This is a genomic window from Phormidium sp. CCY1219, from assembly GCF_055795085.1.
In genome coordinates, this window is record NZ_JAYFEQ010000342.1 from 1 (window position 1) to 13,717 (window position 13,717).

Sequence of the window (13,717 nt, forward strand, 5' to 3'; positions counted from 1 at the left end):
TTTTGTCAAGGGAGAACCTTCCATCCCGCCGCCGGCCTCGGGATTATATAAACCCCGAGGGGGAATAAATTTTCCGCATACTTCGATGGGGACGATGTTGAGAGGTAGACCGATTGATAATTGGCTGAGGTTGGAGGGCTTATGTCTTTTTCTGTGTCCGATCGCGATATATTTTTTGCGGCGGTGGGTGACGTTCACGGTCATTTTTATTCCATGTTAGGAATGCTGCAAGGGTGGGAAAACCGCACGGGGAATTCGTTAGCGTTTGTGCTGCAAGTGGGAGATTTCTTGCATCGGGATGCGGCGGATGTGGCCACAATGGATGCGCCGGCTAAGTATCGCAAAGTGGGAGAGTTTCCGGATTTTTATACGGGAAAGGCGATGTTTCCTTGGCCGATTTGGTTTATTGGGGGGAATCACGAACCCTATGGGTTTCTCGATCGCTGCTTTGCGGGGGAGGCGATCGCACCGAATTGTTTTTACCTGAGTCACGTGGGTGAGGTAACGCTGGAGGGAGTGAACGTGGTGGGGGTTTCTGGGGTCGATCGGGAAGAACGGTTTACTCGGGGTCGCCCGGATATCGCCCAGTGCGATCGCTATTCCAATAAAGAGTATATCGGGTTTACGGAAGCGGAAATCGAGCGGGCGTTAGAATTGCGATCGCCGGATATTCTGTTACTCCATGACTGGCCTTGCGGCGCGATAAATCCGGCGGATGCGGCGCAGTTTGTCACTCGCAAATACAGTATCGACCATACCACAGTAGGCAACGAATACGCCCGTTTGTTAGTGGATTTCCTGGCTCCGCAGTGGGTATTGTGCGGTCATTTGCACGTGAAATATCGCCATCGAATTCCCCGGTCTAGCGGTAGAGAAACCCAGTTTTTGGCGTTGGCCAACGTACAATCCGGAAGGGATGCGATCGCATTTTTTCGGGTTACTGCCGAGGGCACAATTGTAGAATATCTGGAAAAATAGCATCTTTGCCGGAATCGAGGGGAAAAGAATTACTCTGTCATGGCAAATTGGCCTAGTTCCGCGCGATTTCAGTGCCCCGGGTTTTATTAGCTTTCGGGTTAATTTTTGGGAAGTTATCTGGAACCCCTGGAAAAATTGCTTCAGCCTGTGGTAAAATAGCATATCGATAAACGGGGAAACAAACAACAATGGAAGAGAATCGAATTCGAGCTTACGTGCAGGTGATAAAAAAATTGCTGGATTGTCCCAGTGGGGAAGAAGTAAAGGTGCTGCGGGAACATCACGATTTAGTCGATCGCGAATTTATTGCGGTGATGGAGCAGGCGGCGGCAAAAGCAGCACAAGAGGGGAATGAAGATACGGCGAGTTTTCTGGTCAGTTTGGCGGAACAATTAAAGCCAATGTTCGACCGGGCGGAACAAATGATGAACTCGGAGGCGATGAATCGCACTGAAGCGTATCTGAAATTAATCGAACAGATGTTAAGTTGCGATCGGGGAGAAGACGTGGCGCTGCTGTTGAGTCAAAATGAGGAATTAATCGATGCAGGATTGGTGCAAACCCTGGCTCAAGTGGCGCAGTTGATGACCGAAAGAGGGGAGAAAAATTCTGCTGCGTTTTTAATTAATTTGGCCTATGAAATCTCGGAAATCGTGCAGGCGAAATAAGGCAGAGATAAGGCGGGGAATTGAAAGTGCGCCGAAGTGAACGAAGAAGAAGAAGCAACACCCGGCGTGGGTTTAAACCCACGCCTAATAGCTCAAGTCGGTTAAAAACCGACTAATATATATATGTGATAAGGCTTTCAGTCGATTTTTATTTAACCGATCGCAGGCTATGAGGCGGGGGATAAATACCCCGGCGGATCTGCGGCGGTGGGAACTGCTGCCCGGGTGTCGGCCAACCCAAAACGGCAGGTGCTTGAGGGACATACGGAGATGGTGAAGAGCGTTGCTTTCAGTCCCGATCGCAAATATCTCGCTTCGGCGGATAGCGTTGGTGTGGTGCGGTTGTGGGAGTTGGGTTAGCTGGTCGGTTGGGTAGAGGGTTTGCCTACTGTTGGCAATCTGCAATATGTTGGCTGGCAGGGGGTGGACATCATCCTCTGGTCAATCCAGAACTAGTGTATATAACCCAGGAGGTTCCGCGCGGAAGTGCCAGGTTTTCAGACCCTTATCAATCGGATGTCGGGTATTCTGTATAGACCAGCGCTTCCAAAAGCTCAAGTGAGTCTCGCGAATCCACAAAGGGAGGTAATTTATCTGTATCACTTGGCGATAGTTGCGCCCGCAGGCATAGGGAGAGAGTTTGGCATAGGGACGCCCCTTTCTGGAAAAATCGCCTTAATGTGAAGCGGTTAACTCACGCCTCTTATCCCCTCGGCTTCGGCTGCCTGTTTTAGCACATTGTTTTAAAAAATGGTTACACATCAGCTAACCTCTGGGGTAGGGGCTAACTTATCGGTGTAGTAATTGGCGGTGATGGGAGGGGCCAGTGGAAAAGCCGATCGCGGGTAAGGGAGAAGGAAACAATGAGGGGCTTATCCGGTGGTGGGGGTGGGGGCAAAGGGACCGGAAAGGGCGATCGCGGATTGGGGAAACCGGGGGCGCGATCGAGACCGATGAGAAGGCTAAATTCATGGGGATTGCATGAAGATAAACTCAGGGGAAATGAGGGTCTCCCTGGTGGGCGGATCCGGTTTTCCCGGCGGTGGGGCGATCGCGGTTGGGTTGAGACTCACAGAACCCCCAACTCGGCATTTTGCGGTCTTGACATAAAATAAAACTCTGCTAATATCTACGGCTAGACCACTTCTGATGTGAGTCAGAAGTAGCAGCAACGATCTGGCCCTAGGCAGCCGAAAAATGATTGCCTTTCCACTCTGCGTCTGCTGAACAGACCCCCATCGAGAATGTCAACCCAGAGCTAAAGCTGAGGGGAAATCCAACGCTAAAACTTTGGGAGTTAGGCTTATCCAATGAGGAAGCGAATGGGTGTCACTCCTATCCTCCTGACTGGAATGCACCGATGGGATCGACTAGGTTGGCAATCAATCAATGCCCGGGTGTAAAGACTCTGGCGCGATCGCCTTTATATATCCTGGCGCAGAGGACTGTTTCTCCTGGAGGGGAAGCCTGTGGGTCGTTTTGCACCGACTTGAGAGCGAAAACTCGGGAAACTGGCATTTAGAGGCAATTCTCCGATGATTGAGAAGGGTTCACTAAGATGTCAGAACCGCCCTAGTTTCGGCGAGCGATCGCCTTTTTCCACCCAGAAAAAAAGCGGTTCTTGTTGGGTCTAAACCCGAATTATTCAATTCCTTACAGGGGGAAAAACCGTGTAATTTGGCTCCTGGCCACACCGAATATTGACTGGTGAGCTAAGCTGGTGGGCATCTAAATTGAGAAACAGCCGCAAGCCACATTATTAGCGGAATGCATTTGCGAAGGCTGCCCGGAACACGCTAACATTTCGCTTGTCACCTTAACCCAATTTAATGTTCAACAGCTTATTCCCAGCTAATTCACTAAAATTTCGCTAGTTTCAAGATAAGGAGAAATCAAATCATGCCTCCAAAAGCCGATTTAAAAAAATGGCAAGTTCACAGCTATGGTGCTGCAGTGGGATGTTATCCTCCGCAATGGAATATTTCTGAATCAGGACAACAAGTGGTGCAAGCCACGAACAGCGAACCTTCCATTTTTTATAGTAACTTTAATTTCTACAATGCCAAACTGCTTGCCAAAGTTTCGGTGAACAGCGATGATGACGATTATTTTGGCTTTGTCTTGGGATATCAGCCTGACAACCCAGAGAGCAGCTATTTATTAGTAGATTGGAAATCTACTGATGAAGGCGAAGCAAATCTGGGATTGACGTTATCCGAAGTCACCGGATATCCCACTGCGGAACTCCTGTGGAAACACCAGCGAAACGTTATGGAAATCACGCGCGGCAAAACCCTTGGATTTGCTGGCTACGAGCGGAATCGCGAATATAGCTTTTACTTTATTTTCCTGCAAAATAAGGTAAAAATATTTGTGGATGGTCAGTTAGAGCTAGAAGCAGAAGGCGATTTTTCCGAAGGTCGGTTTGGGTTTTATAACTACGCCCAGAAGGACGTGACCTATAGCGCTGTTGTCCCGGAAAGCTTGTTCTCTGGATATTATTTGATTCAGAGCAAGTACAATGGTTTGGTGATGGATATTTCCGCCAGTCAACTGACCCCCGGAACCGGGGTCGTTACTTATTATTCCACTGGGGAAGCGAATCAACTGTGGAAACTGACTTCTACAGGGGCGATCGTTAGCAAAATGCATGGGTTTGCCCTGGATTTTGAAAACAGCGAAATCTCTCCCTATGGTTTGATTGTGGTGAATCCGCTGCAAGTCATTCAAGGGTTGCCCTCCCAGCAGTGGAAAATTGAAGAAGGGTTCATAAAAAACCAGCACGACGACAATTTAGCCATCGATATTGAGGGGGCGAAACCGGAACCCTTGGCCCCGCTTCGCGGCGCTTTCGTCAACGAAGATATCAATCAACAATGGGAATTTGTTCCCGTGGAGACGGACTAGAAAAATGCTGTGGGATTGGGAATGAAAATCGGTGCGATCGCAGAAGAAAGCCCCGGAGACATCTCGCCAATCATGTGCCCCTCTCTTTTGTGCTATAGATGCAATGTATCTAGCAAGCCGCTAGAGTTTTGGGTGGATTCTCTGTGGTGGGGTCAAAGCTGGGCATCACCCAGCTTTGTTTGGCGATCGCGCCCTTTTTAGCCAACGATATATAACTTTACGAACATGAAAAAAGTAAAAACACTTAACTGTAGCTGGGGCAATAGCGGTAAAACATCAGACTCCAGTATAATGCTTTTAAATAAAAAAAGCAATAAATTGGATGACAGAGTTGATTTACTCCTTGGTTTAGCCACACCCAATCCGAGGGTATTCCGGCCACACCACACCTAAAAATCCGCGTTGGTTTACTATTGCGTTCATAAAGTAAAAAAATATTTAAAAATAAAATAACTTTTCTTAATAATCGATAAGTGACATTCAATGGTAAATTGGAAAAATGGCAAAGGAAAAAATGACAACGGTAATTTTTTCCAATGACCCAAGGAGTTGGGGTCGGTATTGCCGAGAAAGGGTGGGAAGGAAATTGCCCCGCAAGACGCCAGGGCGACCCAGGGAAATTTTCGACAGCCTGGGCGATCGCCAGGGGGCAACGGCAATCATTGACTGGCGATCGCGACCCACGCTCAATGCATGTCGATAAAACGATATAAACCACTATTTTGGCAGGAGTGGAATCAATGGCTCAAATCAAAGTCGAAAGAGTTGACCTGAACAACTGGACAGTAGAATCCTATACGACCAATGGGGGTCGGTGGACGGTATCGGCGGATGGTCAACAAGTGGTGCAGTCCATCAACGGACAACCGACCTTTTTTTACAGTTCTTTTAACGTATTCAACACCAAAGTTTCTGGAAAAATTATGGTTGGCAATAGCGGCGATGATGATTATATTGGGTTTGCCCTTGGATTTACGCCAGGAGACACGAAAAATGCCTCGGCGAAATACGTACTGGTGGATTGGAAAAAAGGCGATCAGCCTTACGGCGGTGTAACAGCTAAAGCAGGATTGGCCGCATCTTTGGTGAATGGTGTTCCGTCACCAACACCGGATTTTTGGGGACATACTAGCAAAGTCACCGAATTAGCGCGGGGTAAAAACTTGGGCAGTACCGGATGGCAAAACAATGTGGAATACAGCTTCGACTTTGTTTACACCAAAACCAGCTTGCAAGTGTCGGTGAATGGCAACTTAGAAATTGACATCAAAGGGGATTTCAAAGAAGGACGAATTGCCTTTTACAACTATTCCCAAGATAATGTCACTTACAAAGCCTTCGAGTCGAAAGTTTTACCATCGGGTCAATTAGAAGTTCCCGCCACAAACGAAGCCGGCGTGGAATTGACCAATCCGCTGGAAGCCCAGGCGAAAATCAAACTGACCCCTACAGGTACTTGGTCGGTAAAAGAAGGAGAAGAAGTCAGCGCTGCAGGCAAACCGGGAGCAGATTTACTCAGTCATTTAACCTATCCGAACAATACGCCCTACTGTTTAATGGTAGTGGATAAAGGCAGTGGGGAAGCGATCGCAGAAGTGGGTAGCGACACCGTGATTACCCTCGAACCCGGTCAAACAGTGGCGTTTAAAATCAACGACGAACCCGGGTGGTACTGGGATAATAAAGGCAGTATCGCAGTGGATTGGATGGTTCTCGATTAAACATCGATTTAACATCGAGCTATGGGGCGATCGCGGGAAAAACTGATAAAGCCATGTTTATAAAGTAAGCTAAAACTCGGGCGTAAGTATCTCCCGGTTTACAATCCGCAGATGCTTCCCCCGTTTAACAATCCCGTCACTCGGAAAACATGAGTCCACGCATTGTCATCACTACCTACGGATCGTTTGGAGACGTTCACCCTTATATCGCGATCGCCCTCGAATTGAAAGCGCGAGGATACCATCCCGCGATCGCGATGAGTGAAAACTATCGTCCGAAAATAGAAACCGAAGGCATCGAATTTTGTCCGATTCGACCGAATGCGGCGATCGACATCGAACAAGATGGTGAATGGATTGCGGTACTCAAACAATCCCAACGGGATAGCGAGTACGCCATTTGTTACGTTTTGATGCCCCATTTGCGGGGAACCTACAGGGATTTAAAACAAGCGGTACGAGGGGCAGATTTATTAATTACGCATCATCTGTCTTTTGCCGGGTCGTTGGTGGCTCAAACCACAGGTATTCCTTGGGTGTCTACGGTACTCTCGCCGATTTCTTTCATGTCTGCTTACGACCTACCCGGAAAGGGCGATCGCAGTTTATCTGCCTACGAACAAGCCCTCAAACGAGTAGCAGATGATTCGTTGCTGCGTTTGGCCCGGTGGCAAACGCGCTATTGGAGTGCGCCGATGCGACAACTGCGGCGAGAATTGGGTTTAGGACCGGGTTTAGATCCGGTATTTGAAGGACAGCATTCACCAGATTTAGTCTTGGCTTTATTTTCCCAAATCCTCGCCGATCGCCAGCCAGATTGGCCGCCACAAACCCAAATTACCGGCTTTCCCTTTTACGATCGCCGCGCTTCTTTCGAGTCCCATTTATCCCCGGAACTGCTGGAATTTTTAGCCGCCGGAGAACCGCCAATTGTGTTTACTTTAGGCTCGTTATTTGTCTGGACTCCGGGCAATTTTTATCTGGAAGGGGCGAAAGCGGCGGCACAATTAGGCTATCGGTCGGTATTGTTGATGGGACAGGCGGCACATACCCTTTCGCGCCACGAACTTCCCGAAGGTGCGATCGCGGTGGATTATGCACCCCATTCGGAAATTTTTCCTCGGGCGGCGGCGATCGCCCATCACGGAGGTGTGGGAACCACGGGACAAGCATTGCGATCGGGCAAACCGATGTTAGTAGTGCCCTTCGCCCACGATCAACCGGATAATGCGGCCCGTGTGGTGCGGTTGGGGGTGGGTCGCACTCTGGCACTTTCCGAATCCAGCGCCCAGCAAATGGCCAGTGAGTTGAAGGAATTGTTATTCAATCCGAGTTATGCGGCAAAAGCGGCAGAAATTGGCCAGGTGATGCAGGGGGAAAATGGTGTGGGCAATGCAGCAGATGCGATCGTGTCCTATCTCAACCAAATCCGCGAGCAAAAGGGGGATGAGTAATCAAAAGGGGGGGGATTGACATCGCGCTTTTGCAGGATTGCGGACCCTTGAGTTAGGCTAATTCTGTTCCCAGCTATTCCTCATCTTAGCCCCCCATTGGCGTTTCCTGCCCAGTTTTTTAGCCGCTTTTTCTCCAACTTGATTTCTCGGAACTAGAGGGGTCAAACATTGCGATAAATCACATAGTCGATCAGTTCCTTGAGAAAGCGCCGGTCTTGAACGGCGGACAATCCTTCTTCCCCGGGGCGGAGGGGAGTTTCCGATTGGAGAAAATCCATCGAATCGAGGATTTCTATGGATTGATTGGCTAAATTGCGGGCGATATTCCAACCATGTTCGATACTGCCGCAATCCTGCATTTGCTGGTAAATAAAGGCGACTTGTTCTGGGGTTTTTTGTTCTCGGGGTAAGGCGAGAATGTCTAAGATTTGCTGAGAATATTTGGGCGGACTGTGGGCGATCGCGTGATTCAGCATCAAGGTGCGTTTGCCTTCATAGATATCGCCGCCAATTTCTTTACCATAGAGTTTCAAGTCTCCTTGAAGATTTAACAGATCGTCTTGAATTTGAAAGGCGACGCCTAACACCATGCCAAATCGGCTCAACATCGCCAACGGTTGCACCAGTTCGCTAGCTTTAACCCTGGGGTTGCCCACGATCGCGCCAATGCGACAGGGGGTCATAAAAGAATACCAGCAGGTTTTTTTGACGCACATTTTGAAATAATCGCGATCGCGCAGATTAGAACTATTGCTTGCCACCCAATCCAGTTCCATCGCTTGTCCTTCTACGGATTGTTGCGCCATCAATTCAATCTCTTGCAGGACATTCAGGGTTTTCGTAACCCCCAGTAAAGATAGATTTTCCAGCAACAATCCCACCGCCAATACATTGGTGGCATCTCCCACATTAATTGCCCGAGGAATGCCAATCATTTGGTGTAAGGTGTCTTTTCCCCGTCTTGCTTCCGAACCATCTTCGATGTCATCGTGAATTAAAAATGCATTATGATAGAGTTCTAAAGCCGCTGCGGTGGTGACGGCAGATTGTCCCATGCCTCCGATGGCTCGCGCCACGCTAATGCACATGGTCGGACGCAGCATTTTGCCGGTCCGAAAGGGATAATCTAACAGCATGTCGTAAAGCGGATCGTAGGCTCCTTCACTGTTGCGTTTTTTGTCAATAAATTCTTTAATTTTTACACCTACTGCCACCCGCGAGCTGTGCAATGCTTCGTTAATAATTGTTTTATCGAATTCGGTTTTTTGTTTCGGCGGTAACGTCTGTAGGGGGATGGTTTCTCCCGAGGGCAATTCTATCGTATCGCTCGCGATTGGTTTTGCACGAGCCGATGCAGGGGAAAGGGTAGAAACGGAAGGGCTAGAATCCGGGGCTTTCCCGTTGGTCGCTCGGACGAGTTCTCGCGGTTGAGTTATCGGTTCTTGGAGCTGATGTTGGGAATTTTCAGTGGGGGTGAAACTCCCTTGACCATTTCCATTGTGGTGGCGATCGCAAATTGGCTCGGGTTTGTTATCGAATGGCTGTGGACAATAGGTTCTGTTTGTCCCTTTTGCAGTCGGTTTCTCGTTGGAGAGAGTGGCTAACCAACCATAAAAGGTTAAAACGACAACAAGAAACAAGAATAGTTCATTCATCGACTAAAAATGGACGAGGGTGCGCTTTGCTGTTACCGTTAATTTCGCGTGCTTATTTTCTCGGACTGACAACCACTGTCGCCATTGTGTCGTCCTGTTGCTGGGAGCGATAACCATCTCCCTCCTGTGGGGTCTACTCTGGCTGAGTCTACCATCAATGCAAATCAATTCTTTCCGCTGTTATCGTCGATTCTACAGCTTTGAACTCTGCAAGTCTTTAATCGTAACATATAATTCCCTACTTGAGAATATTAACAAAAGTAGCTTGCATTGATTTTTTATATTAGTGGAAATTATCATCACCGGGAATTGACGGGGGAGCCTCAGGTTTAAGACAATAGGATATCTTCTTGTAATGGCGAGCATGGAAAGATGGTGAATGAGCCGAACGAACGGGGAACGCAGTTGGCAAGATGGATACTGGAATTGGTAGAAATACTGAGAATCCGAGGCGGATCGACCTGGGCAACATTGGTGGACACAGTGTCGGGAAAAACTGCGGCGATCGCGGTAGATGATACCGAGTTGTGGTTGCGTGCCGAGGGGGGCGAGGAACTGCAAGTGGAGGCGAGTGCCAGAACTGACAGCGCTCCCCTCAACTTTAGCACCGATGGGGATACCCTCAAAGATATCATTGCGGCGCGAATCTCCCTGGATGCAGCCGTGAGTGCAGGGGATCTCGACGTGCGGGGGGAGTTGGAAGATGTGCTCAAAATCCACGCCGTGGCGGTGGAGATTTTAGCCGATAGTGCCATCGACCCGCAATTGCAGTCTCTGTGGGCAGAATTCGAGCTTGAATGGCCCTTGCGGACGCCGAGTGCTTGTCGCCCCCTGGAATCGCAGAAACCGGATTACGGGTTTTTAATCGCTCGCGTGCCAGAAGATGTGTTGCTCACCGACCTCGACCGCTATGCTTCGGGGGATGCTTAGCACAATGCCTGCAATCTTTGGCTGAGAAGGGCGATCGCCCTGGCTGGCATGGCATTTTTAATAACCGTGCAATTGCTTTTATATACGAATTTGCCCGCAGGTATAGGTTGCGCCCTTGACAAGAATTGCATTGCCAGAATAAAAAATCTATACGATATCCGCAAATCTACCCACTAGAGTGTGGGGGTGGTCCTCCATCGAGGGCGATCGCTCTAATGGCAGGCATTCCAGGGATGGGTATGACAGCCATAATTCGGCTAAAAAGTAGGGAATGAGACGGTGGGATTGTCAGTGCAGGGAAATGGGGTCTCTCACGGGAGCGCGATCGCCCCCTCCCGGCCCAAGGGCGCTGCAAACTTCAAAAAAATTTACAAACTTTTGTTCCACATGCTGTTTAAAATAGAGCTGAGTTTACCCAGCTAGTTCCCAACTCGCACGATCTGAAACTGTGCCCCCTGCGAGGCACCAGACTAAGGCACCGTCATCCAGAATGTCGGTGCGTATGACAGAGGAATACTAATCACCGGATTTAATGCAGAGGGCTTACCTTCCCCGCCTGGAACTGACGGAATTATCGGCAGCTAGGCTAAGTATCTACTATCGTGAATGAATTGACAGCCCATGAATAAAACCGATCTGACCATTAAAATTAATGGCTTTATCCTGGATCTCAAGTGGGGCAACACAGCACCCGGAGCGGACATTATTGCTACCGATTTGGACAGTGGCGATCGCAACCAACGCTGGAAAATTACCGACTCGGGACTTATCGTCAACCAGAAAAATGGCTTCGCTCTCGACTTAGAAAGCAGCACCCAACCGAACACCTATAAAATTATTGCCAATCCCGTGCGCGGAACCGATGGAGATGCGAATCAACAATGGAACGTGACACCAGAGGGATTGCTAATTAATAAAGCCACTGGCTTAGCGCTGACCATCGATGGGCGCGATCGAGTGACCTTTGGCAGTTTGGTGATTAATTCCTATGCGGTAATTGCCACCACGGTGGATCCGGCCAATTCCCAAAATCAAACCTGGCAATTGTTCCAGAATGGACAGGAAATTAAACCGCCCGCGCCAAAACCAAAATTGCCGGCAGTGCAAACTATTACCAGTTCCGACAAACGCCCGAAGAGTGCATTTGGCTGTGCGGTGGCGATCGAGGGAAATGAGGCGATCGTCGGTGCCGGTCGAGAGGATTCTCGGGGCAACGATACGGGCGCTGCCTATATTTTGCAATTGGAAAACGGCAAGTGGCAGGAAAAGCAAAAGCTAATGCCGTCGGATCTAGAACCGGACGATCGCTTTGGCAGTTCGGTGGCGTTATCTGGGAATTGGGCGATCGTCGGTTGTCCGGGTAAAAAGCGCCAGGGTATGCCGTTTTCTGGGGCTGCGTATATTTACCAATTCCAGAACGGACAGTGGCAGCAAAAAACGCAAGTTCAAGCCTCGAATCTGCAAAATGGCGACTCGTTTGGCTGCTCGGTTGCCATTGAAGGAAAGGTGGTTCTGGTGGGAGCTTTTGGCAATGCCGCACCGCGATCGCGACGGGAATCCGGTTGGGGTGCCGGCGCTGCCTACTGTTATCAATTGGAAAACGGGCAGTGGCAATACAAACAAAAGCTGCAACCCGCAGATTTGACCCAGCGCAATCAATTCGGTTACTCCCTCAAAATTTGCGAAGACCTGGCGATCGTCGGTGCCTGCCAGCAATCTAATTATGGCAGAAATGAAGCCGCCTATATTTTCCAATTCCAAAGCGGACAGTGGAAGCAAAAACAAAAGCTCACCCCCCCGCAACCCACCAACGGCAACTTTGGCATTTCGTCCACCCTTTCTAAAGATATCGCCGTGGTAGGTAACGCGATTTATGGTCGCAATGAGGTTTGCATTTACCAATTCCAAAACGGGCAATGGCAATACAAACAAACCCTCTCGGAAGCAGCGGACAGACGCTATGGCTACGGTGCGGCAGTTGCCTTAAATGGCACCACGATTTTTGTCGGCTCTAACGATGCTCCCTCCGCCAACAACCAATCCGTGGGCGCAGTTTATCGTTACGAAGAACAAAACGGCCAATGGCAGCAAGCCCATAAATTTCAACCCAGCGACTTAGCCAGCAACGCCGCGTTTGGAGCGAGCATTGCCCTTAGCGATAAAATCTTGCTGGTGGGTGCCTCTGGGGCTGACAATGCCACCGGGACGGTCTATAGTTTCGCTCGATAAAAATGCAGGAACTGACAGTAGCGATCGAGTTTACACCGCCACTGGCAAATCTCATTTTATTCATTCAATTGTTTTACTCTAGCAGTTGTAAGCCAAAAGTCTTTTTCTCTTTACCAACATGGACTGGGAAGGCTTTGGCGGATCTACTGTATTGCCCCTGTAAATCGGGAGAATTAAACAATTATAAAAAAATCTAAAATTTAGGGTAAAACTCAAACAAAAGATTGCTAGAATAATCGATAAATCTCATCTCATCAACTAGGAGAAGCAACATGGCACTGACTATTCCAGATCCGCAACATCGCTGGACTTTTGACGAACAAAAAGGGTCGGTCGCCACCGATTCGGCGGGTAAAGCCAACGGCACCCTGTCCGCAAAGGCAACGTACAAAACGGGCGGTCCTTTCGACAGTGGTGGGATAGTTCATATCGATGGTTCTAATGATTCCTTTGTGAATTTTGGCACCAGTGTGGGTCAGTTTGGAACCAAAGACTTTACCGTAATGCTCTGGTTCCGTACCTCGGAAAAATATCGCTACTTCGACCTAGTGGGGAATCGTACTGCCGGTTCTCACGGAAATTTCTTTTGCCTGCGGATGACCGGGAAACATGAATCTTGGCCTGAAGGTCGGGTCACGGTGGAACTGGATGAAAATCAACAGGGTCGCAATTATATTGCCGTCAATAGTCAAGCCACCGGTTTAAATGATGGAAAATGGCATCATGTTGCAGCAGTCCGACAAGGCACTTCGGTGAAACTCTATATTGATGGGGTTCTCTCTGGGGAAAAACAGGGTGGCGGCGTTACCAACATTGCTAATGGAAACCCCTTCAAATTGGGGCGATCGCTGCAGCCAAACGTAGAACAGAAGTTTGCTCCCACTACAGATTACGACGACCTTCGCCTGTACGACGTGGCCCTAACTGGCGAGCAAATTAGTGCAGCAATGGCTAACCCAGACCAATCTCAATCCTTAACAGGTGAATTCCAAGTTGCAACCAACTCGGATACCGGATTTCAATTCACCAATACTACCAACGCCGAAGTCACCTATACCTTTACGCCATCCGGGAAATGGATGCCCGCCAAAGCCGAAATGGGAATTCCGGAATGCGGCCCAGAAGGAATCAAACAGTTTCCAGACCAATACCAAAAAATGCTAAAATATCCCAAC

Annotated in this window: 10 protein-coding genes; 9 read left to right on the forward strand and 1 reads right to left on the reverse strand. The window is 49.0% G+C overall.

The genetic code is table 11. The features are described from left to right. The first annotated feature begins 141 nt into the window (after nucleotides 1-141). The 6 genes from AC0QH1_RS06110 (at nucleotide 142) to AC0QH1_RS06135 (ending at nucleotide 7,728) form a co-directional block, all read left to right on the forward strand. Nucleotides 142-978 (forward strand): metallophosphoesterase, encoded by an 837-nt coding sequence (locus AC0QH1_RS06110; protein ID WP_324630051.1) that lies wholly within the window; start codon nucleotides 142-144, stop codon nucleotides 976-978. A 188-nt stretch (nucleotides 979-1,166) separates the two neighbouring features. After that, nucleotides 1,167-1,646, forward strand: coding sequence for a hypothetical protein (locus AC0QH1_RS06115; RefSeq protein ID WP_324630052.1), 480 nt, complete (start codon nucleotides 1,167-1,169; stop codon nucleotides 1,644-1,646). Nucleotides 1,647-1,853: 207 nt separating this feature from the next. Continuing rightward, nucleotides 1,854-2,006 carry a WD40 repeat domain-containing protein gene (locus AC0QH1_RS06120; RefSeq protein ID WP_324630053.1) on the forward strand — a complete coding sequence of 51 codons (153 nt, stop codon included), beginning with the start codon at nucleotides 1,854-1,856 and terminating at the stop codon, nucleotides 2,004-2,006. A gap of 1,539 nt (nucleotides 2,007-3,545) precedes the next feature. Beyond that, on the forward strand, nucleotides 3,546-4,553 hold the full coding sequence (locus AC0QH1_RS06125; RefSeq protein WP_324630054.1) for an RICIN domain-containing protein: 1,008 nt from the start codon (nucleotides 3,546-3,548) through the stop codon (nucleotides 4,551-4,553). A 740-nt stretch (nucleotides 4,554-5,293) separates the two neighbouring features. Then, nucleotides 5,294-6,274 (forward strand): hypothetical protein, encoded by a 981-nt coding sequence (locus tag AC0QH1_RS06130; RefSeq protein WP_324630055.1) that lies wholly within the window; start codon nucleotides 5,294-5,296, stop codon nucleotides 6,272-6,274. 149 nt (nucleotides 6,275-6,423) lie between these two features. Beyond that, nucleotides 6,424-7,728 carry a glycosyltransferase gene (locus AC0QH1_RS06135; RefSeq protein ID WP_324630056.1) on the forward strand — a complete coding sequence of 435 codons (1,305 nt, stop codon included), beginning with the start codon at nucleotides 6,424-6,426 and terminating at the stop codon, nucleotides 7,726-7,728. Between the two features lie 161 nt (nucleotides 7,729-7,889). Here the strand turns inward: AC0QH1_RS06135 and AC0QH1_RS06140 are convergent, their stop codons facing one another. Continuing rightward, nucleotides 7,890-9,383 carry a polyprenyl synthetase family protein gene (locus AC0QH1_RS06140; RefSeq protein WP_324630058.1) on the reverse strand — a complete coding sequence of 498 codons (1,494 nt, stop codon included), beginning with the start codon at nucleotides 9,381-9,383 and terminating at the stop codon, nucleotides 7,890-7,892. 372 nt (nucleotides 9,384-9,755) lie between these two features. Here AC0QH1_RS06140 and AC0QH1_RS06145 point away from each other — a divergent pair, with 372 nt between their 5' ends. The 3 genes from AC0QH1_RS06145 to AC0QH1_RS06155 all read left to right on the forward strand — a co-directional run. Further along, nucleotides 9,756-10,313, forward strand: coding sequence for an SCP2 sterol-binding domain-containing protein (locus AC0QH1_RS06145; RefSeq protein WP_324630059.1), 558 nt, complete (start codon nucleotides 9,756-9,758; stop codon nucleotides 10,311-10,313). Nucleotides 10,314-10,934: 621 nt separating this feature from the next. Beyond that, nucleotides 10,935-12,542: an RICIN domain-containing protein gene (locus AC0QH1_RS06150; protein ID WP_324630060.1), complete on the forward strand. Its 1,608-nt coding sequence runs from the start codon at nucleotides 10,935-10,937 to the stop codon at nucleotides 12,540-12,542. Between the two features lie 272 nt (nucleotides 12,543-12,814). Then, a partial coding sequence (locus AC0QH1_RS06155) for a LamG domain-containing protein (RefSeq protein ID WP_324630061.1) occupies nucleotides 12,815-13,717 on the forward strand: 903 nt, incomplete at its 3' end.